The 22,072-nt window shown below is 41.7% G+C and carries 19 protein-coding genes; 11 read left to right on the forward strand and 8 right to left on the reverse strand.

Annotated features, from left to right (window positions below):
• Window position 1 precedes the first annotated feature (1 nt).
• Both tsaA and ACPK8D_RS01800 read right to left on the reverse strand, forming a co-directional pair.
• Window positions 2-430 (reverse strand): tRNA (N6-threonylcarbamoyladenosine(37)-N6)-methyltransferase TrmO, encoded by a 429-nt coding sequence (gene tsaA / locus ACPK8D_RS01795; RefSeq protein WP_424716125.1) that lies wholly within the window; start codon window positions 428-430, stop codon window positions 2-4.
• Window positions 423-1,007, reverse strand: a complete 585-nt coding sequence (locus tag ACPK8D_RS01800; RefSeq protein ID WP_424716126.1) for an FmdE family protein — start codon at window positions 1,005-1,007, stop codon at window positions 423-425. Before ACPK8D_RS01800 ends, tsaA begins: the two co-directional genes overlap by 8 nt.
• A 1,068-nt stretch (window positions 1,008-2,075) precedes the next feature.
• Between ACPK8D_RS01800 and ACPK8D_RS01805 the strand changes: the two genes are divergently transcribed.
• Both ACPK8D_RS01805 and ACPK8D_RS01810 read left to right on the forward strand, forming a co-directional pair.
• Window positions 2,076-2,864, forward strand: coding sequence for a helix-turn-helix transcriptional regulator (locus tag ACPK8D_RS01805; RefSeq protein WP_424716127.1), 789 nt, complete (start codon window positions 2,076-2,078; stop codon window positions 2,862-2,864).
• 70 nt (window positions 2,865-2,934) lie between these two features.
• Complete coding sequence (locus ACPK8D_RS01810; RefSeq protein WP_424716128.1) at window positions 2,935-3,858, forward strand: ribose 1,5-bisphosphate isomerase; 924 nt, start codon at window positions 2,935-2,937, stop codon at window positions 3,856-3,858.
• A 79-nt stretch (window positions 3,859-3,937) separates the two neighbouring features.
• On the opposite strand, the gene mcrC is transcribed toward ACPK8D_RS01810, so the two are convergent.
• The 3 genes from mcrC to ACPK8D_RS01825 all read right to left on the reverse strand — a co-directional run bounded on the left by mcrC (window position 3,938) and on the right by ACPK8D_RS01825 (window position 7,610).
• The gene (gene mcrC, locus ACPK8D_RS01815; protein ID WP_424716129.1) at window positions 3,938-4,984 is read right to left on the reverse strand and encodes a 5-methylcytosine-specific restriction endonuclease system specificity protein McrC; all 1,047 of its coding nucleotides are present in this window, start codon (window positions 4,982-4,984) and stop codon (window positions 3,938-3,940) included.
• 6 nt (window positions 4,985-4,990) lie between these two features.
• Window positions 4,991-6,682 carry an AAA family ATPase gene (locus ACPK8D_RS01820; protein WP_424716130.1) on the reverse strand — a complete coding sequence of 564 codons (1,692 nt, stop codon included), beginning with the start codon at window positions 6,680-6,682 and terminating at the stop codon, window positions 4,991-4,993.
• Window positions 6,683-6,866: 184 nt separating this feature from the next.
• Window positions 6,867-7,610, reverse strand: a complete 744-nt coding sequence (locus ACPK8D_RS01825; RefSeq protein WP_424716131.1) for an ABC transporter ATP-binding protein — start codon at window positions 7,608-7,610, stop codon at window positions 6,867-6,869.
• Window positions 7,611-7,892: 282 nt separating this feature from the next.
• Between ACPK8D_RS01825 and ACPK8D_RS01830 the strand changes: the two genes are divergently transcribed.
• Window positions 7,893-9,350, forward strand: a complete 1,458-nt coding sequence (locus ACPK8D_RS01830; protein WP_424716132.1) for an eCIS core domain-containing protein — start codon at window positions 7,893-7,895, stop codon at window positions 9,348-9,350.
• 344 nt (window positions 9,351-9,694) lie between these two features.
• Here the strand turns inward: ACPK8D_RS01830 and ACPK8D_RS01835 are convergent, their stop codons facing one another.
• From ACPK8D_RS01835 to pyrH, 3 genes are all read right to left on the reverse strand, one after another.
• Window positions 9,695-10,810 carry an ABC transporter permease gene (locus ACPK8D_RS01835; protein WP_424716133.1) on the reverse strand — a complete coding sequence of 372 codons (1,116 nt, stop codon included), beginning with the start codon at window positions 10,808-10,810 and terminating at the stop codon, window positions 9,695-9,697.
• A 102-nt stretch (window positions 10,811-10,912) separates the two neighbouring features.
• Window positions 10,913-12,091, reverse strand: a complete 1,179-nt coding sequence (locus tag ACPK8D_RS01840; RefSeq protein WP_424716134.1) for a hypothetical protein — start codon at window positions 12,089-12,091, stop codon at window positions 10,913-10,915.
• Between the two features lie 366 nt (window positions 12,092-12,457).
• Window positions 12,458-13,159, reverse strand: coding sequence for a UMP kinase (gene pyrH / locus ACPK8D_RS01845; protein WP_424716135.1), 702 nt, complete (start codon window positions 13,157-13,159; stop codon window positions 12,458-12,460).
• A 189-nt stretch (window positions 13,160-13,348) separates the two neighbouring features.
• Between pyrH and ACPK8D_RS01850 the strand changes: the two genes are divergently transcribed.
• The 8 genes from ACPK8D_RS01850 to larB all read left to right on the forward strand — a co-directional run bounded on the left by ACPK8D_RS01850 (window position 13,349) and on the right by larB (window position 22,030).
• Window positions 13,349-13,924 (forward strand): TetR/AcrR family transcriptional regulator, encoded by a 576-nt coding sequence (locus ACPK8D_RS01850; RefSeq protein ID WP_424716136.1) that lies wholly within the window; start codon window positions 13,349-13,351, stop codon window positions 13,922-13,924.
• Between the two features lie 317 nt (window positions 13,925-14,241).
• Window positions 14,242-15,300, forward strand: coding sequence for an MBL fold metallo-hydrolase (locus ACPK8D_RS01855; protein ID WP_424716137.1), 1,059 nt, complete (start codon window positions 14,242-14,244; stop codon window positions 15,298-15,300).
• Window positions 15,301-15,579: 279 nt separating this feature from the next.
• The gene (locus ACPK8D_RS01860) at window positions 15,580-16,005 is read left to right on the forward strand and encodes a cupin domain-containing protein (protein ID WP_424716138.1); all 426 of its coding nucleotides are present in this window, start codon (window positions 15,580-15,582) and stop codon (window positions 16,003-16,005) included.
• Window positions 16,006-16,193: 188 nt separating this feature from the next.
• Window positions 16,194-17,294, forward strand: a complete 1,101-nt coding sequence (locus tag ACPK8D_RS01865; RefSeq protein WP_424716139.1) for an aldo/keto reductase — start codon at window positions 16,194-16,196, stop codon at window positions 17,292-17,294.
• Window positions 17,295-17,841: 547 nt separating this feature from the next.
• Entirely contained in the window at window positions 17,842-18,399 is a 558-nt protein-coding gene (locus tag ACPK8D_RS01870) for a sugar O-acetyltransferase (protein WP_424716140.1), read from the forward strand.
• 165 nt (window positions 18,400-18,564) lie between these two features.
• Window positions 18,565-19,569, forward strand: a complete 1,005-nt coding sequence (locus ACPK8D_RS01875; RefSeq protein ID WP_424716141.1) for an alpha/beta hydrolase — start codon at window positions 18,565-18,567, stop codon at window positions 19,567-19,569.
• A 144-nt stretch (window positions 19,570-19,713) separates the two neighbouring features.
• Window positions 19,714-20,913, forward strand: a complete 1,200-nt coding sequence (locus ACPK8D_RS01880; protein WP_424716142.1) for an aldo/keto reductase — start codon at window positions 19,714-19,716, stop codon at window positions 20,911-20,913.
• Window positions 20,914-21,223: 310 nt separating this feature from the next.
• On the forward strand, window positions 21,224-22,030 hold the full coding sequence (gene larB / locus ACPK8D_RS01885) for a nickel pincer cofactor biosynthesis protein LarB (protein ID WP_424716143.1): 807 nt from the start codon (window positions 21,224-21,226) through the stop codon (window positions 22,028-22,030).
• The last annotated feature ends 42 nt before the right edge of the window (window positions 22,031-22,072 follow it).

Genomic DNA, 22,072 nt, shown 5'->3' on the forward strand with positions numbered 1-22,072 from the left:
CTTAGTTTTTAGTTTCTTCCTCAATCTCTTTTAAGTAGGGCTTGATATCCAGTACAGGTGTCCCGTTGATTGCGTCGAGGCCTTTTACATAAAGCACGTTACCTTCTACTTTCACAAGCTCTACAAGGGTAAGCCCTATTCCGTTAGGGCGGAACGGACTCCGGCTTGCAAAAACTCCTGCTATTTCTCCGTCATAACGACGACGGTTAATCAGTTTATATCCTTTCGACCGGCTAAAGTAAAAAAGTATGTAGAGTTTTTCAAGCTCTTCTATTCTGTAAAGCCCATCTGTCAGCTCGTTTTTCAAGGTGATTTTCGAAACTTTCTCGTAGATCTCTTCATTATACTCCGGTTCAAGGTAGTCATTCTCCACATAACCTATAGGGGTAAACTCGATCTTCTCGGGAAATTTCTCAGGATCTTTATTCATCTTTTGCCTCAAAGCAGGGAATGCAAACAATTTTTCCATTTCTTACCCTGCCTAGGGGCTCCATAAAACCTTCCCCGCATTCACTGCAGATCAGGGTGGGGTAAATTATGGCTTTTTCAGGCGGCTCAATTTCCACTTCCTTAACCCAGAAAAGCTCTTCTTCTGGCATTTCCAGGATTCTCCGGCTTTTTGCTTCGTGTGAAGCCCGAAACTCCTGTGCCTCGTCAGGGCTTGCAGTGCCTGCCCTCAATTTTGCAAAAAGTGCGGTGTGCCTTTCGTCCTGAGGAAGAGCATCGGGTTTCAGGGAAATCCTCAGGGCTTTATTTTCGCCTCTTTTAAAGTACGTATAAATGTGTTTCCCGTGGTCCTTGAAAATAAGGTTTCCTTTCCCACAGGTGCAGCCGTTTATTGCCTGAATTGCATCCACGGCACAGGACCGGTTTTCTACAATTGCGACAAGCTCCTCGTCTTTGCTGCGGTCTTTGAAGTGGTTGGCGGCAAGTGCTGCTATCCTGTAGCCAATGGAAAGTCCTGGGCAGACATGTCCATGAAATTGTACTGCAGTATCGAAATCCAAATTTTTAACTCCTGATCTTTTGGCTCTTATTTCTATTAATTTTCTTTTTAGACTCGTGTTAGAAGTAGTTAACTTTGACGAAATAATTCCATATTATCTGGATACTATTTATAGATTTTTTATTCAATTAATGTTACAAAAAAGTTCTCTCGTAATAAGGGCAGGCTCGCCTTCGGGATGTAAGATTTCCGGATGTTCACCATCTCTGCCGCATCACAATTTCACTTTTGAAGCCACAGAAAGGTCGAGTCCTGGTTTTAGATTTTTGATCAGGCTCTAGTTTAAAGAGTTTAATTAAACCTGGTTTAACAATTTTCATCAAACACTAATTTAAAAAACCGAGTCTTAATTTAAGGATCTTAATTTAAAACTTTACTGAATTAGGTTGAGTATCTTAATTTAAAACTCTAACCGAACCTTAATTTAAAATTCTAATCAAATCCTGGTCCAAATCTTACTTAAGAGTTTTTATATCTGTTCAGATGCTGCTGGAAAAACGCAGATCAGATCTGCAACTACTTAACTAAGATCCTCAAACCTAATTCAGTGCACTTTATATATTAGAAATTAAGAATAATCCATCCTGTCCTTATGTGTTAGTGTAAAAACGATGTAGTGTAAAAATGATTTTAAACTAAAGCTTACTATACGCAAAATTCCTTAAAAATGATTATTAATAATTGGGAGCCTTTTGCCACCTCTGATAGGCTCCCAATCGCGTGATTCAACCCCTACGATTAAGAGAAAAACCCCTTAACTCTTAATCGTTGACTTCCTCTTTATGTTATAGACGTATATAACCTATACGACTTTGAAATTTGCTTCGCATTAAATTATTTAGCCGCCTCAAAATCCGATTCATTGGACTGAATCGCCATCCTGAACATTCTGATTTTCTTTTATACCTCCCATAAGATTTGATCTCATGTCAGGGACTTATATTTAGCGATAGCTAAATATTTATTTTAAGCTTTTACCAGGTTCCTGCGAATTGTTAAAGCTTTCAGAATAAATGAAGCTGCAAAATGAGGAAGATATTTATCAAGTAGCTGCATATATTACAAAAACATGAACAGCCAGCTTCTCGAATTGATTTTTCTCTCCGAAAAAAGGAAAGATCTTCTTTTATTTTTGAGGGAAGGACCAAAATCGATCTCAGAGATTAGAGAAAGCTTGAACGTAGGTCTGGTGGCAATTCTTCCTCAACTAAAAAAGCTGAGAGAAAACTCCCTGATCTTAAAGACCGGCGACGTTTACAGCCTGTCTCCTCTTGGGATAGCGGTAGCTGGCAGAATGCAGCCAATAATAGATGTCCTGAATGTTTTCGGAAGTAAATATGAATACTGGGCAAACCACGCAGTTGAGTCCATACCCGATCCTTTGCGGAAGAGGATAGGAGAACTGGCAAACTGCACGTTTTCCGAACCTCCTGACAGGACGCGCCTCTTTGAGCCACACAGGGAATTTGTGGAAAACCTTATGAAATCAAATAAAATAAAAGGCATTGCCTCGATTTTTCACCCTCTTTATCCTTCTCTTTTCCTTGCTTTTGCAAAAAAAGGAGCTGAAATTTCTATCCTTGTAACTCGCCCGGTTTATGAAAGAACAAAAGAAGAGTACGGAGCTGAGCTAGGCGAGTTTCTTAAATTCGAAAACGCCAGTTTCTACGTCTGCAATGGCAAAATAGAACTCTCTCACGTAGTTACTGACAGGTTCCTTTCTCTTACCCTGCCTTTTTCGGACGGCACTTTCGACCATAAAGAAGATGTCCTGTGCTTTGATCCGGTTGCCCTCCAGTGGGGAGAAGACCTTTTTGCCTACTACAGGAACATTTCTGACAGAATAACCGAAATTTAGTTCCTGTCAGGGCAGACCCCGGAACAGCCGGAAGATAGTTATAAATTGCACCCTCACTATCCCTTATACCATGCAAAAAGTTCAGGAAACCGCAGAAAAAATCCGGACAATGGAAATCCGGGGTGCAGGCAGGATTGCAAAAGCTGCTGCTGAAGCTATCAGGGATTATGCAGCAGGGCTTGATACAGCTTCAATGGAAGAATTCAGTGCCAGAATAAGAGAAGTTTCGAATTTTCTAATCAGCACCCGCCCGACAGCCGTTTCCCTTCCGAATGCCGTAAAACTCTCTTCAAGATACTCTTCAGGAGACGTGGAGGAAGCAAGGCAGGAAATCATTGAAAACGCTAACCTTTTTATTGAGAGAGCCGACCGGGCCCTTGGAAAAATCGGGAAAATCGGGTCAAGAAGAATCCAGGACGGGGACGTCATTATGACTCACTGCAACTCCCATGCTGCTCTTTCTATAATCACCACAGCCTTTGAAGACGGAAAAGACATCTCGGTAATTTCCACCGAAAGCCGCCCCAGGTGCCAGGGCTTATTGACAATCCGCCACCTTAATGATTTCGGGATTCCCACAACCCTGATCGTGGATTCTGCGGTACGCTACTACATGAAAGAGGTGGATAAGGTCGTCGTCGGGGCTGACGCTATTGCAGCTAACGGCGCCTTGGTAAATAAGATCGGGACCTCCCAGCTTGCGCTTGCCGCCCATGAAGCCCGAAAAAGTTTCATGGTCGCTGCCGAGACCTTCAAGTTTAGCCCGAGCACGATTGTCGGAAATCCCATAGAAATCGAAGAAAGATCTATAGATGAAGTTGTAGACCCTGCAATCCTGAAAGAGCTTTCTCACGTGCAGGTAAGAAATCCGGCTTTTGACTTCACCCCTGCCGAATACATCGACATGATCGTAACCGATATCGGGATCATCCCGCCCGCAATGGCATATACCGTTATAAAAGAGCACCTGGGCTGGGAGCTTGGAGAAATTTGAGAAGATTAGTAATGTATAAGAGTGAATCCTTAATGACCCGTCTCGCAGTTTAAAGAGGTTGCGCCAGTGAGATCTTGATTCACTCACCAGATATTATTTCTAACAAATCTCTTTTTATATTAAACCAGTCCTGGTCTAAATTTATCGATAATACTCTAATTCTGTGATTTTCATAGGTGTAAGAAAACCTGAAGTCGCCCCCAACAGCAGGATATAACAAAATCCCTTCGCAATTTTTTGTTGTTTCTATATTTGACTCCTGATTCATTAAATACGAAAACAGCTGATACAGATGATTTGAGTTAATTTTATCCTGCGATTGTGAATATCTAGCCTTAAATGCTTCTTTATAATACTTTGTATCAATTATTATTTTGCGTGAAGAAGAGATCAGTGATATATCAGTCGGCATTATAGGCAACATTAGCAAATCTGTTTCTTTTTCGGATACAAGTTTCCATTTTATATTTTCCTTCTTTACTAAAAATTCCGATTGCTCAATTTTGTAAAAGTTTCTTACAAACGACTCAAACAATCTTGCCATTGCTTTCTCTTCTTGAAGAAAATCTTTGAACTTATATTTTCCCGATGATTCGTCAATAAACAGATTTTCATTAATTATTTGACATACCTTTAATACAAACTCGTAGTTGTAATTATTTCTATGCAATCGAACTTGTTTAAAATGGGAGTTTCGGATTTGAATTTCTGAAATTGGAGGCATTTTTATAAAAAGCCTGTGCAATTCGTCTTTTAACTCTTTATCAAGGTTTTTTGCCCTTAAAAGTTTAGAAATAGTCATTTTTAAAATCTGGTTATGTAGAATATCGTAATCGAATTCATCATATTGGCAAATTGTTTTATTTGAAGGAAAAGTATTTTTTTTAACCGACGCAGAAAGATCTAACTTCCCTTTTACTCCATTTATAATGTACTCATTTTCAATATAATCGCGATCTAATCCCCGCTTTAATAAACGGGATGTACAATTTATCAGGATTTTAGCAAATAAATCAATAAGCTCGGTAGTACCGATAGCTTTAACGTCAACAATGTCGCTTTCGTCAAGCTTGTCCCAAGCATAGCACAGAAGATAATATATGTTTTGAATTGGAATTTGTTGCATATTTCATCAGTTTAATAAAAGGTTTACTTGGGTCTCACATTTATCTCTGTCATCAAACCAATATTCATCTAAAAGAGGTTTGATCTCATGTTTTATAATATCTGTAAACCATTCTTTTTCGGATTTGTTATTTTTATGATTACAGAAAAAACTGTGACCTATTTCAAAACCTTCACCAAGATTTTTATCCAATTTTATAGTTTCGTTTAAATCGGTAATTTTTGAGATAATCTCATCTAAAAACCTTGAAGAGAACCCCTGTGAATCAAGAAACTCGATAAATCTTTGATTAAACTCGGGTTTTAATGAAATAAATCTGAATCGTCTACGTAAGGCGTAATCAACTATACTTAATGAACGATCAGCCGTGTTCATAGTGCCAATTATATAGAGATTCTCGGGAACAAAAAATGGGGCATCGTCTTTTTCAGAATAGGTTAAGTGAACTTTATATTTTCCCCGTTTATCGGTTTCAATAAGCATCATAAGCTCACCAAATATTTTACTGAGGTTTCCCCTGTTTATCTCGTCAATTATGAAAAAATACTTGCTTTCAGGGTCATTTTCAGCCTTTTTGCAGAAGTCGTAAAATATGCCATTTTTTACTTTAAATGATCCTTCCGAAGGTCTAATTCCTTGAATAAAATCTTCATATGAATAAGATTGATGAAACTGTACCATTCCGATTTTTGTATCATCTGTTTGCTTCATCATTTCATAAGCTATTTTTTTAGCAACAAAAGTTTTCCCAACTCCCGGAGGCCCTTGCAATATAATATTTTTTTTAATTTTCAGAGAATCTACTATTTCATTTATCTCAGACTTATCAATGAAAGGTTTTTCGGGATCAGTATATATCGAGTATTCCGCTCCAAGAGACGTTTTCTCTTCTTCCTCGGTAGTTATTTTAGGTGATATTTCTTTGATTATTGAAGTTTCTGGTGGTAGCTTACTTAATTCATTGTTTTTTCTTTCTACTATCTCTTTTGAACTTTTCAGTTTTTCAATTACTTCTTCAACAGTATGACAGTCTTCAAGATATTTGTCTGATTTATACTTTACAGCTGATTTGTCCTTTATATTAAAACCTGCTTTAATCCCTGCCATTATTTTGTTTGCATAGATACGTAAAAATAATTGATAAGATTCTTTGTGAGAGCCAACATTTTTGGGAAATATTGCGATCCAGCAAAATGATTTCCCAAAATTTGCAGATCCATCGAACGAAACATTATGATTCTTGTATCCGCCTAATTGTAATTCTTTTATCAGCTCTTTTGCTATTGTGCCGAGGGCAGTATCTGATTCCCTTCTGTCTTCTGGGAGGTAGAAAAAACGATAGAATATGCTGAAATTCTTCTTCCAGCTTTTAAAAGAAGACTCCGTTTGATAGTTTATTAGCCCTTCTACTAGATTTTTACTAGATTTCGAAAAATATTCTTCGTCCTTTACAATTATTTTCTTCTTAATTTCTTCAATTAACTCAGATGTTACTGTATTTTTTTCTTTTATCTTGTTGAGTACTTCAAGACGCAAAAAATTTACAGGCTTAAAGTCTTCTGATTTATATTCATTTATTAGCCTCTCGATAGTTTCAATATCAAGATTATTCAAATGCTCAAACAGATATTTCTCATCTTGTTCGAGTTTCTCTAATTTGGCAGCAAATTTTTGAATTATTTCTATAGATTCTTGCATTCGTAAAACCACAAAATTTATGAGTAGTTTATCATTTGGTGTATTCAATAGTGATGCTATGAATTAATCTTAAAGGCGATTAAATAGCTAGCTTAATAATCCTAATTGTGGTTTCTCCGTTTCATTATTTTAGTATTTCGATTTTTAGCAGTTTTATTCAACCCTGAATTTGACAGTCTATCTTTTAATAATCTTTAATAACCCCGTCCGTAATCCTGAGTACCCTCGAACATTCTTTTGCAACCTCGGGATCATGTGTCACAACAAGAATCGTCTGCCCTTTTCCACTCAATTCTTTGAAGACCCTCACAATCGAATCCCTGGTTTTGCTGTCCACTTCACCTGTAGGCTCGTCAGCCAGGATAACGGCAGGTTTATTTGCAAGCGCCCTTGCAATAGAAACTCTTTGCTGTTCCCCTCCTGATAGTTCAGAAGGCTTATGGGAAAGCCGGTCACCAAGGCCAAGTTCTTCTAGCAGCGCGGTTGCCCTTTCTTTCCTCTCCGTTTTTGGCACCCTGGAAAAGCGCATGGCAAGTTCTACATTCTCAAGGGCGGAAAGGGTCGGAATAAGGTTATAATGCTGGAAGATGAAACCTATTTTCTCCCTTCTCACGCGGGGAAGCAGTTTTTCAGGCACTGAAGTGAGGTCTGTCCCATCAAGGATGATTTTTCCGTCCGTGGCTTTTTCAAGTGAGCCAATCAGGGCGAGAAGAGTCGATTTTCCGGAACCCGAAGGTCCCATGATTGCAAGCAATTCCCCTTTTCTTACGGTTATGCAGGCGCAGCGAAGAGCATGGACAGGAATTTTGCCCTGCATATAGGTTTTGGAGAGATTTTCAACCCCCATGATGATTTTTTGTCCGTCATTATGTCCGTCATTTTCGGGTTTTTCTGCCGACATCAGGCCCTCCATTTTTTCTTCAGGCATGCTTCAAAGCCTCCTTAGGGCTCATTTTCAGAACTATGTTGGCGGTTATCGAGTTTATGTAATTTCGACGATAAAATTCAATGTTTAATGCCTTTTCCCTTTTATTTAGTGTAATTAATTTTAAAGCTTCATCGGAATATATACGTTCCTTTTATTTCACGAGTTCGATATTCTATTCAAAGAAATTTAGTTAAAATATAGAGTATTTTATGCTATGACACAATTCATATTATCAATTTTTTTGAAGAATTATACAGTCACCTTCCACAGGGATGTCTAATCATGCCAGAGCATCAGCAAACGCAGCAATCCACAGAATCAAAAACTACTTCTCAAAGGCAAGCAACTCCCCGAATCCAGGCACCTAGCTCACATCCAATGGCTATCATCCAGCGTGCCAGAATAAATCCGAAATCCCTCACTCACGCTGATGTCATGCAGCTCCAGCGTACTATTGGAAACAGGGCAGTTGTTAGGTTGTTCTCTGAAATCGGGCTGATTCCTTCCAACGCTAAACAGGCACCACCAGCCCAACGACAAGAGATACCGGAGGAAGAAGAGCCTTTACAAGGCAAAATGATTGAAACCATCCAACGCCAAGAGATTCCTGAAGAAGAAGAGGAACCGTTGCAAGGCAAGTTTGAAAGTATCCAGCGTCAGGAAATCCCAGAAGAAGAAAAACAGCTTCAGAAAAAGAGTGAAAATAATACAGGAATGCCTGATAACCTCAAGGCTGGCGTGGAGAACTTATCTGGAATTGATATGGGCGATGTGAGGGTGCATTATAATTCGTCAAAACCTTCTGAGGTAGGGGCTTTAGCGTATACACAGGGGGCAAATATTCATGTAGCTCCAGGGCAGGAGAGGCATTTGCCTCATGAGGCGTGGCATGTAGTGCAACAGGCTCAAGGGCGCGTGAAGCCCACTATGCAGGCTAAGGGCGTGGCGATTAATGATGACGTGAGTCTAGAGCACGAGGCGGATGTAATGGGTCATAAGGCACTAAAGCAGTGTGCGCGAGTAGAGAAGCAAAAAGAGAAAAAAGACTGCTTGCCTGATAATCCAATAACTGGATTGGAACACTCTTCAGATAATATGAACTTACTCCATTATTCTTCCAAACCTACCCAGTTAAAAGCGTCGGCGTATGCACAGGATACGGATCTCCATGTGCCTGACCTGAGGGCCGTGGCTCTCGGAAATGTACAAGTTAGTAACACTTCTTCAATGGGTACTCCAATACAACGTTTTCCGCAGCTTGTTTCTGAGGACTCTCCGTTGTGTATCGACACAGAAATCCCCGGCTTTACGCTAGTTAAACATGAGGAGTTAGGGTGGAACGTGTACAGTACCTTGGATGGTGAACTAACACTCTACTGGGACGAGGGAAAGTATTTCAGTGACCCTATATGTAGTACATTAGCTTATATCAACCGCTATGTGATAGGCACGGTGAATGCGGGTGGACAGTCCTATTCCTATGACCCGGCCAAGCTAACCGGGCATGTCATGAACATTTTGGATGTCATCAGACTTGCAACAAACCTCCGCACTGATCTCGATATGATCGACGATCGGGTTATGGCCATTATCAAAGATGAGGCCACCGGACATCCCACGCGTCCCATTGAAGTCAGAATGGAGGCTGACGGCATACACTTTAAGGTAATACAGGGAAATCATCGGATTGCAGCTTCGCAGATCTTGAACAAGACCAAGATCCCGGTTAATTTCATTTGATCGCTTCAGCGACCAAGCCTTAGTTTGATACTAAAAAAGCCATTATAAATTTATAGATTACAATGCTTTTCGATAATAAAAATTGTATAATTAAAAGCCTATAAAATCCTAACAGCAACTGACGCAGCTTTTAGCCAAATTGCTATGGCAATAGGAAAAACCTATAAAAAATGAGTTCAAGTCTACTTTTGACCAATGGAAGACAAAGCGTTATATGTTGCGAGATGTCACGTCGACTTAGAATAGAATATCCTAGAGTATGGTATCATGTGATGAACCGTGAGACGGTCCGAATCCAATTTTTCAGATAGACATGGTTATTTAATATTTATTGATCTGTTGATTCACGCATGCTTCAAAGCCTCCATCGGGCTCATTTTCGAAGCCCTGTACGCAGGATAAAGCCCTGAAAGAGCCCCTATCAATAAGGCGAAGAGCATGGCAATTACAAGAAGCCTGGGAGTTATCAGAAAAAGCACTATCCTTGTATTTGCAAGCCAGGCATTCATAATATAAACAGCCCCGGTACCTATAAGAATTCCCAGAATTCCACCGAAAAGACCCATAACAGAGGCTTCCCCAAGGGTCAGGAGCAGAATATCCCTGGTTTCGGCCCCAATGGCTTTTAAAATCCCAAATTCCCTTGTCCTCTCGGCAACGGACATGAGCATTGTATTCATCACGCAAAGCCCGCCTATGATTGCTGCAAGGAGGCCTGAGCTGATAGTAATTACGCTGAAAATCATAAAGGACTGTTTTGCCTGCACTTCAAGCTCTCCCGGAGAAAGGGTGCTTGTGCCTTTAACGCTGAATTCTATGCGCTTGGAAAGTATTTCTGCATCCACCCGCTCGTCAGGCACTGCAAAGATATAGGAAACCGAATCGCCCACATTATAAAGGTCCTGTGCAGTTTCAAGAGGTATAATTACCGCATTATCAAAAATCGAGCCGGTATAGTCCAGAATTCCTACAACGGTAAAATATTTGTCATGGATCTCAAACTTGCTCCCTATCTGGAGTTTATATTCCCTTTGTATGTTGCTTCCGACAACAACACTATAGGAATCCCCTGGATTGAGAAAGCGGCCTGCTTTCAGTTCCACAGGATTAAGAGCAACACTGGATTTTTCCGGAGGGACACCAAGGATCTGCTTTCCGGTCATTCCCATTTTGTCCTCATCAAAAGTGGTCATTAGAAGCCCGTATGCATCCTTTACCCCTGCCACCCGGAGTACATCGCTCACCTTATCGTCCGTGAGTCCGCCTCCAAAGACTCCGCTTTCGGCAAAAACACGGATTTTGTCGCTGGTCACGCTCATGGAACGCTCAAAGGTCTGGTGGAAATTTTCGGACATCGCCCCCATAACTATAACTGCAAAAATCCCGAGAGCTATTCCGCAGACTGTCAGTCCGCTCCTGACCTTCCTGTTCATTATATTCCGGATGATGAGGTCAAACATGATGATCCTGCGTTTGAATTTTACACGGGTTTAAAACTTTAAAACTTTTAAAACTTTCAAGACTTTCAAGGCTTTCAGGGCTTTCAAGGCTTTCAGAAACTTTTACTTTAGCTTCCTTCCGGACAGGATTCCGGCGCAGAGCAAAATCCCAAGGACTGCGAAAAAGGCAATTGAGGGGGATTCTTCGACAGGGCTTTCTTCGGCTACGGGCTCAAAGACCCTGAGAACTGTCTCATGGCTGTCCAGTATTTCTCCTTCAAGGTTCAGGACATAGATCTTTACGTTGTAATCCCCCTTCGGGACCCCCTGCCAGATTATTCCTACCGTATCTTCTTTTCCCGCGGTCAGGATATCTGCGGTCTCTTCAAAAACTTGCACTTCTCCTTCTTCAGGTGTCAGCACGACCCTTACAAAACCGTCAAAAGGCACCTGGGATTTTCCAATCACAGTGACACTTGCTCCGTATTCATCCACATCGACATCATGGTCGAGAATTTCTATATCTTCCTCGGCTTTGAAATCCGACCTGTAGGCTGTAGTAATGTCAGGAGAATGGGAATGGACCTTCAGAAGGGCGGTGTAGTTCTTATCCTTCTCGAGGAGGAAAGGCCAGTAGCTTGCGTTATAATAGGTGTTTGTAACAGGGATATTTTTCTGCTTTTCGGAATACACAACCTTAGTGCCCGAGAGAAGCTTCAGGTCAAGGTCTACCACACCGGGTTCAGGCAGCTGTACACTCCCAAAGCCGGTAGGGCTGGTAAGACTCATCAAAACGGAAGCTTTCTCGGAATCTGCCGAAAAGTCCACAAGTTTAAGCTTTGAGAGGGTGGGATTTCGGTAAGAAAACGAAACTTCTCTCGAATCAAGGTTTAAGCTACCGTTTTCCACAGAAACCTGCGCTTTATAAGAGTCCCTATCTTTTCCGAAATCCTCTTCAATTCCCCAGAACAGGACTTTTGTAACTTCCTTCCCTCTCTCCACAGGGCCCAGGAAGAAAGTTTCCGATTTCAGCAATTTATTTCCCGAACTCAAAGTGAAAACAAGAGAGATATTTTCAAGAGGCTGTTCAAACCGGACTGTAGCGTCCGAGAGCGCATGGTCTGAGAAAAAATCCGCGATGACCGCATCTTCCTGCCTTTCCTCTTGAGGAGCTGTCCCATCTGCCGCTGCGAAAGCAGGACTGAGTTCAGAGCAAACCATGGTCAGGAATAGGAGCATTAAAAAAAAGCGCAAAATGACCCCTTTCTGTTTAAAAGAAATCTTTTTTTCAGGCAGGTTCAAACCCCTATCCTCCTCCTTTTCAGAAACTTTCTGAAAAATCTTCAAAAAACCGAAACCGACATTCCGGTCTGTTCCCTGTAATTAGAATGTATGGCGGAACCCCTATGTTTAAGTTTTCGTCTTTCGTAAAGCAAGCCTTTTAAAAAAATGCTTGAGCGAAAACCCTTATCTGTGGCATGGTTTAGCGGCTCAAGGCTTGCCGCTCACGTTTGAGTTTGGAGCCTTATTCCCAACCCTATTCGGCGTGATCAAGCGGCTCAACGCAAGCCTTTTTTGAAAAGGTTTGATCGAAAAACCCCTGGTTACGGCGTGATCAACCGGCGCAACGGTTGTGCTTGAGCGAAAAACTGGTGTGAGCCTTAAGTCTTATATTTTTGTTGTAACCCAGGTTCCGCAGGATATCGGAGATTTTTTGACGGCTTCTCCGTCGAGAACTTCCCCGAGCAGGGCAGGGTCCCTGGCATCCATAACAAGGGCATCGAGTTTGCAGCGTTCGATAATTTTTGCGGCTACAGGGTCAACAGGGGATTTGGAGCCTGCCTTCATCTCGATCGCCATGACTATGTTTATGAGTTTCTCAGGAGAGATTCTGTCATATTTTACTGCAGAGGGGTCACAATTGGGGTCTGCGGAATAAACTCCGTCAATCGAAGTTGCAATTGTCAGCAGGTCTGCCCGCAGGAATTCCGCAAGAATTGCAGCGACAGCATCCGTGGTCTGGCCAGGGGTAACTCCTCCCATCACAACTACCTTTCCGGGACGTATGGCCTTTGCAGCTTCCAGATAATTTGTCGGGATTTCAGGAGAGGCATCGGGCCCGAGGGCTGCGGCAAGCAATCGTGCATTGAGGCGAGTAATTTCAATACCTATATAATCGCAGGTCACTTCATCGGCACCGACTGCCCTTGCAGCTTCAATATAATTGCGTGCCGCTTCCCCTCCTCCGGCTACCACAAGCAGGGTATGCTTTTTCGAGAGCTTCCGGAGAATATCCGCATATTTTAAAAAACGATCCGGGTCAAGGTTTTTTGCGAGAATTGAACCGCCTAATGAGAGTACTATGAGCATGATGATCTCTACACATTAACAATTCGGATTTTTAAATGTATCGCTGAGTATTTTTTCCTTAAGTCACCATAAATCCTTATATAATATACAATATTTAGCTGAAAGTCATAAAAAAGCATCATAAAGTATTTATCTAACAAGGTAATATTGCAGTATAACTGACTAATCAGTCAATTGTAGAGATAATACATGAAAGAACAGGTCAAAGACAAAAGAGCAGCCATTCTGGAAGCAGCCCTGAAGCTTTTCACTGAAAGAGGCTTCCACGGTACATCCACTGCTCAGATTTCGAAAGAAGCAGGTGTAGCCACAGGCACCCTTTTCAACTACTTTCCTACGAAAGAAGATCTTATCAATAGCCTGTATTTTGAGGTCAAGGGCAGGTTAAGCCGCAGTATGGGAAAAGGGATCGAGACAGAAAGCACTTTCCAGGAAAAGTTGAAAAAACTCTGGTCAAATTTAATCAATTGGGGTGTTGACAATCAGGACGAATTTCTTTTTGTCGGGCAGTTCTGCTCTTCTCCTTATATAACTAAATTTACGCGTGAAGAAGTAATGAAAGAGTATGTTTTCCTCCATAATCTTGTAAATGAAGGGATAAAAACGGGAGAGATCAGAGATTTTTCTGCGGAGCTGATCATTGCAATGTTTTATCAGGGTAGCAGGACGATAGTGAATTTTATCCTTGATTCAGATTCGTCACAGGATCAAAATAAGGTTTTAGAGGAAGGATTTCAGATTCTCTGGAAAGGTTTATCTAAATAATATTTTTTCATTAATCTACGAGTGATTAGTCAGTCACATACCAATTAAGGTATTCACTACCTAAAAAATAAACAGGAAATCAAAGGCATCTCCTTTCCGGCGTACCATGATGATTCCTTAGTGCATACAGTAACTCAGGGTTGTCCGACTCTATTCTGAACGGTCGTGCAATCTGGGGTAGAGATGTAAGAAATGAGCAGAATGAGGTATGCGGGTGACTACATAAAATTGGAATTACAGAAGTGAAAATATGAAGAAACTTAAAAAGATGGTGTTATATTTATTCAGTTTTTTGCTTCTATTGGGCGTTGTTATTCTTGTTTATAATCATAGACCCAGCTTTCGGTGGGAATCCAACAAAAGAACAAAAAGAAATGTATCAACATTTAAATAATTATGTTGATGGGAAATTTATTAATGAGGATCCTACAGAGTTGGTTATAAATTCCTCAGACGCTTCATCAAAGAATGAGGATTCTGCTTCAGAGGCTAAATACCGCAATTCAGATGGTCTAATTCCTGTTTCTGCCATTGACTGGAACAAAATTAAAAGTGAAAATGATAGTTTGACCTGGTTTGGACACTCTGCTTTTCTGCTTAGCATTGATAATAAAAAGTTATTGGTATACCCTATGCTGAGTCCTATTGCCTCACCGGTTTCATTTGTGGGAATTAAAAGATATAACTATCGTGAAGATATTATGCTGCATCTTATTGATGAAATGCCGCCTATTGATGCAGTTTTTATCACACATGACCACTATGACCACCTGGATTATCAATCAATTATAAAACTAAACAGCAAAGTATCACATTTCTTTGTTCCTCTTGGGGTTAGTGCTCATTTAATTCGGTGGGGTATTCCAAAAGAAAAAATCACGGAACTCAATTGGTGGGAAAAAACGAAGTATCAGGGCTTAACCGTTGCTTTGACGCCAGCCAGACATTATTCTGGAAGAGAGCCATTTAATATCGATACAACACTATGGGGTGGATGGGTCATTATGGGAACTAAAACTCGCTTATATGCTAGCGGAGATACCGGATATGACAGCCATTTTAAGGAAATTGGGAAGAAATACGGACCTTTTGATCTCACCTTAATTGAAGGTGCCCAATATGACCAGAGTTGGCCGGATATTCATATGGTACCGGAACAATCTGTCCAGGCCAATTTGGATGTAAATGGTAAGACTATGATGTTGATGCATTGGGGAGCATTCACATTAGCTAATCATGGTTGGAATGAACCAATAGAAAGAGCACTAAAAGAGGCAAAAATAAGAAAAGTAAATATAATTGTGCCAAAAATTGGTGAAGCTGTTCTATTAGATTCAGACCTGCACATGCCTCCGACTTCGTGGTGGGATTTTTGAAAGTGTATTGTATATTGAGATTGTGGCTGGAATACAGGAGATATCAGAGGAAGCAAAGTTATGGAAATGGTATATGAAATGCGAAAAGCTGTTTTATCGAAGGAGAAGAATAATAGGCATATTGGAAAATTATTTTTCAATTTTTTGCATTCTATCTTTGTAGGGATTACTTTTATATAACATTAAATCTTACAGACTGACTAATCAGTCAACAATACTCCCTGGTCGAATAATCGATTAAGAAAGTAAATCATGAAAAATCTCAAGGGGAAGCAAAATATGGACAAATCAAACAATTTAAGTGAAAGCGTAATTTTTCCAAAAGGAGAGAAACTTCCGGAACAATTCAGTAAGTATTTTTCAGGTAACGCATGGCTTAATATGCTTGTGCCACGTGATAATGAATTTAATTGTCCAATAGGCAATGTAACTTTTGAACCAGGCTGTAGGAATAACTGGCATAAGCATCCGGGCGGACAGATTCTGTTAGTAACAGGTGGACGTGGTTACTATCAAGAGGAAGGAAAACCAGCACAGGAGCTTAATCCAGGCGACGTAGTGAAAATTCATCCTAACGTGAAACACTGGCATGGAGCGGCACCCGACAGCTGGTTTGTACACCTTTCCGTGGAGACAAATGCTAACGCAGGCCCAGCAGAATGGCTGGAACCTTTAACGGATGAGGAATATGACAAGTTAAAATAATGAACTATAGCTTGAGGTGTAGTTTAAAGATCTTATTTTTTCACCAGCTATAAATCCAAAAAATTGTTGGTGATGCCCACAAGTTAAGAATATCTGCTTCAGAACAAAAACTGGATGAATAGCAGAATTATTTGTAATTCAGTTTTTTTATGAAGCAATGAAGTAGCCCTGGAAAGTGAGGGGAATCTATGGAGTACAGAAGTTTACCGCGTGGTGGTGGCAAGATCAGCACTATTGGCATTGGAGCTGGAAGCCTGAAGGAAGCCACATCGCAAGAAATCAAAGACATCATCAGTTGTGGCATGGAACAGGACATAAATCTGATCGATACGGTCATGTCTGATACCAGTGCAGCGGAATCCATTGCACAGGCGTTGAAAGGACAGCGGGACGAAATGATCATGCAGATGCATCTGGGTGCTGTCTACCCCAAGGAAACATATTCGAGGACAAGGGTTCTTTCAAAACTTCAGAGAGGGTTTGATCAGGAGCTGAAAAAATACGGGACGGACTATGCTGACATCGGCATTATCCATTGTGTTGACGAAGTTCGTGATTTTGAAAAGATTATGTCCGACGGCATTTTCGACTATGTCCGGAAGCTAAAGCAGGAAGGAACCATTCGCTATCTCGGTTTTTCCTCACATTCTGCGGATATTTGCAGACTATTTATCGAGACCGGAGAGATCGACATCTTCATGTTCAGCCTCAACGCCGCCTATGATTTTGAACCTTCACGGGGCAAACTGGCTTTATCACACGAACGCATGAACCTTTATCGGGAATGTGAAAAACGCGGTATTGGCATCACGGTCATGAAGCCTTATGGCGGCGGACAGCTGCTGAACGCAAAGACATCTCCTTTCCGCCGTAACATGACGATCCCTCAGTGCATACAGTATGCGCTGGACCGCCCGGCTGTTCTCTCATGTCTGCCGGGAGTACGCTCAAGAGCCGATTTGGAGGATGTACTCAAATATTACTCCGCTTCCGGAGAAGAACGGGACTATTCATTTATCGGCAGCTTACCGCAACGAGATATACAGGGTACCTGCATTTACTGCAACCACTGTCAGCCATGCCCGTCCGGAATCGATATCGGTTCCGTAAACAAATATCTGGATCTGGCAAAAGCGGGTGACGAACTCGCAAAAGACCATTATATGAAATTAAGCAAAAACGCAAAGGACTGCATTGAATGCGGTGTTTGCGAAGAGAACTGCCCGTTCCATGTTGATATCCGTGGCAGAATGCTGGAATCAAAAAATTATTTTGATAAGTTAAGATAACTCCGAATATGCAGGGTAGTTTAAATGAGTAAAAAAAGTATTGACGCAATCCAACACGCCCAGTGAAAGCGCAAAAAATTCTTGTGGCTTATTTATCATATTTCGGCAACACGTGCGTAATTGCCAATCAAATCCACGAAAACATTTGTGGAGGCCTCTTTGAAATAGACTGAGAGATTTAGAAAATAAAAGATTATATAAATAGAAAATATGAGGCAGAATAAATAGATTGTCATGGAAAATCAAATAACCAAGATGAGAAGCCCTTGAAACAAGAGAGACATTTTTGAACGTGATAAATCCGGAGAACCGATTTTTATAGATGACCCTGAATATCCCAAATTAGAGAAAAAGATTCATCGTGCTGTGGAACTAACCTCCAAATTAAATTCTTCATTTTATGATAAGGATGAAATAAGGAGTCTGTTGGAACGATACTAGGTGCAGGAGCGGATAAAAAGGGCGAAATTAGAAATCTTACTGAGAAACTGAATAAGGCTTATGAAATGGGGAAAAATGTTTAAAATCTGTGCCGGAGGAAAAAATAATGGATGAATTTATGGAACTGGTAACACGTGGTGAACCCATAGCAGCGGGTACAAAAGAACATGAAATACTTGTAATGTACAGTAATGAAGCTATGAAAATTACTTTCGAACTGAACAACCATTATCACGAACCGGAAGAAGTAAGAAGACTGTTTTCTGAATTAACTGGAAAGAAAGTAGATGATTCTTTTTTCTGCTTTCCACCCTTTTATACGGATTTTGGTAAGAATATTTCTATTGGAAAAAATGTGTTTTTTAACACAGGCTGTTCTTTTCAGGACAGAGGCGGTATTACTATTGGAGATGGAACGCAGATTGGGCAGAATGTAATTCTCGCAACTTTAAATCATGGAATGAGTCCAGATAAAAGAAATATCACGTATCCTAAGCCCATCATTATTGGTAAGAATGTATGGATTGGCTCTGGTTCTATAGTAGTTCCGGGAGTTACTATTGGAGACAATGCAGTGATAGCAGCAGGTGCAGTTGTTACAAAAGATGTTCCTTCTAACACTGTCGTGGCAGGTGTACCAGCAAAAGTTATCAGACCCTTGTAATGCTTAGCCTTATATACTATTATAGGTATCATATGATTGACTGATTAGTCACTCATGAATTACTATTAATTAGTTAAAAATTTGCCGGGCAGGTGACTGATTACTCAACCAGGTGTGCCTGTTGACTATATAATCTTTTCAGAAAAGGAAAATTGAGAATTTGATATGAGTTATAATATAAAAGGAGAACTAAAAATGTCGGGAAATATGGAATCTAAAAATGAATCAAGTATGAAAACTTTTGAACTCAGTGAAAAAGTAACTGTAGAAAAAGTATCCTATAATAACAGGTACGGAATTACCGTTGTAGCAGACATGTACCTGTCAAAGGACATAGATAAGTCCAAAAAATATCCAGCAATTGTTATAGGAACACCTTATGGAGGTGTAAAAGAGCAAGGTGCTGGTATTTACGCACAGAATATGGCAGAACGAGGATTCGTTGCCATTGCGTTCGATGAATCTTTTAATGGCGAAAGCAGTGGTGAACCAAGACATGTTTCTTCTCCAGACATATTTGTTGAAGATTTTAGTGCAGGAGTAGACTTTTTGGGAACACGCCCTTTTGTGGACAGAAATAGAATCGGCGCTATCGGCATCTGTGGGAGTGGTGGATTTGCCGTTACTGCAGCACAGGTAGACCGCCGTATCAAAGCCGTTGCCACTGTAAGTATGTACGATATGAGCCGTGTAAAACGCAAAGGATGGGAAGATGGAATGACCGATGAACAGCGTAACGAATACCTCGACCATCTTGGCGAGCAGCGCTGGAAAGATTTTGAAGACGGCTATCCAGAGATGACTCCTTCTTTCCCTGATGAAATCCCCGAAGAAGATATTGACCCCGTCTCAAGTGAATTCATGGAATATTACGTAGCTCCGCGCGGACACCACCCAAATTCCATAGGCGCATTTACAATAACAAGTGACATGCCATTTATGAATTTCCCATTGATGAACTATATTGATACCATTTCACCACGACCAGTTTTGTTCATCATAGGTGAAAATGCTCACTCCAGGTATTTCAGTGAAGAGGCCTATGAAATGGCTGCTCAACCTAAAGAACTCTACATTGTTCCGGGAGCAAGACATATTGATCTGTACGACAGGACCGACATGATCCCGTTTGACAAATTAGAATCATTCTTTGCAAAATATTTAAGTTAAAAAAATGATCAGAGCAGTATTCTACGAACCGAAATTTGAACAATTATGGAGATTGCAGGCAGGAGACTTATTTTTGACCCCTCTCTCGAGTGATTAGTCAATCACAATGCGGCTAAATAATTCAAAAAATCAGGAGAAAGAAAAATGCTGTACAGAAAAGTTCCAAAGAACGGAGACGAGCTTTCGATACTTGGATTCGGATGCATGCGCCTTCCGGTAAAAGAAGACGGTAGTATAGATGAAGAAAGAGCCACCAGGCAGGTACGCTATGCAATTGACCAGGGAGTAAACTATGTTGATACGGCCTGGCCCTATCACATGGGACAGAGCGAGCCTTTCTTAGGTCGTGCCCTTGCCGACGGGTACCGCGAAAAAGTGAAACTCGCAACAAAACTTCCTTCCTGGCTTATAGAGAGCCGGGAGGATATGGATAAGTTTCTGAATGCTCAGCTGGAGAAACTCAAAACAGGCCACATCGATTATTACCTCATCCACGCTCTCGTTGGTGATCTGTGGGACAATATTGAAAAGCTGGGTGTAGCTGATTTCCTTGACAAAGCCAAAGCTGACGGCCGCATAATTAACGCAGGTTTTTCCTTCCACGGTTCGGGGGAGGATTTCAACCGGATAGTGGACGCTTATGACTGGGACTTTTGCCAGATCCAGTATAACTTCCTGGACGAAAAGAATCAGGCAGGTACCGCCGGTCTAAAATACGCTGCCTCCAGAGGGCTTGGCGTTATCATCATGGAGCCCCTTCGCGGAGGGAACCTGACAAAAACCGTGCCTCAAGCCGTGAAAGAGATCTGGGAGGAAGCCCCGATAAAGAGGTCCTCTGCGGAATGGGCACTCCGCTGGGTATGGAACCACCCCGAGGTCACGGTCGTCCTTTCCGGCATGAATGAGGAGGAGCATATTCAGGAAAACCTCAGGATTGCAGAGCAGGCATACCCGGATTCGCTGACAGAAGCGGAACTGCAGCTGGTAAAAAGAGTGGAGAGCAAGTATCGTGAACTGATGAAAGTGGGCTGTACCGGCTGCCAGTACTGCATGCCCTGCCCTGCGGGTGTGAATATTCCACTCTGTTTCGAGGAGTATAACAACCTGTACCTGGTCGACAATCCCGACGAGGAACGGTTCATGTATGCGGCACGGCTGGGTGGGGCTGTCGCTCTCGGGGAACCCGAGTTTGCATCCCTGTGCGTCAAGTGCGGACAGTGCGTTGAGAAATGTCCCCAGCACATTGACATACCTGCGGTTCTCGAATCCGTTGTGGAAGAACTTGAAGGACCCGACTTTGAGCAGAGAGTTGCCATGGCAAGGGAGATGTTCAAGCGGACTTAAAAGCGAGAATTATTTTTATTCCCGAAAAGACAAATGAAGATATTGTTTAAGCTGACTTTATTGAAAGATTAAACAATATCTCCATTCTTCCACTGCTTATCCTCAAGTTCAGACTATACTCATCCAGCTTTAGAATTTTGAATTTTTACCCCAAATTGAAAAGCAATAACCAAATAATTCTGAAAATCAAACTGTATGAGTATGCGCGAAACTCTAAAGAGCCTCCAAACGAATAAATTGTTATCCAACAACTTGGTATTTAAACTGTTTATTGATAAAGTATCTAATTCTTCTAGGCGAAGGGTGGTACATGGATCTTACTGATATACTTAGGGCTGTCAAAGACGGAAAAATGGATCTTGAGACTGCGGAGCAGCAGGCCCGAGGCCTGGGTTTTGTCTCCTATACGGATATAGCAAAACTTGATTCTCACAGGAAAAGCAGGACAGGAGTAATCGAAGCTGTTCTTGCCGATTGTAAGGACCCTGAAGACGTTGTGGAGATTGCCAGGGTCATGGTTGCGGAGAGCAAAAGAGCCCTTATTACGCGGGTCTCGCCACGGCATGTTGAAGCCTTAAAGCAGGCTTTCGGCCAGGATAAACTTGAATGGAACAGCAGGGCCCGTACAGTTGTTATCCATGACGGCACGCCTGCCCCCAGAACCGGCGGGGTCGTGGGAATCGTTTCGGCAGGCACGGCCGACATTCCGGCTGCGGAAGAAGCCAGGGTTGTAGCCTCCGAAATGGGCTGTGAAACGGTTACGGTTTATGATGTGGGGGTTGCAGGTATTCACAGGCTGATTCCGGCCCTGCATAAATTAAAAGCTACAAAGCCCGGAGCAATCGTAGTTGCAGCCGGGAGGGAAGGAACGCTTCCCACAATAGTCTCAGGATTAGTTGACGTGCCCGTAATCGGGCTTCCGGTTTCGACAGGCTACGGAGCAGGCGGCGGAGGAAAAGCTGCCCTGCTGGCAATGCTCCAATCCTGTTCTACACTCGCAGTTGTAAATATTGACGCAGGTTTTGTTGCGGGAGCGTATGCGGCCAGGATCGCAAATATGATTGCTGCTGCCTACACCTTCGGCAAGGAAGAAAGGACAGACCCGGAAGGGGAGTAACAGGGGAATAAAAAGGGAATAAACCGAAATGGAGGAAGGAGT

The sequence above is a fragment of the Methanosarcina sp. genome (assembly GCF_049706645.1).
GTDB lineage: Archaea > Halobacteriota > Methanosarcinia > Methanosarcinales > Methanosarcinaceae > Methanosarcina.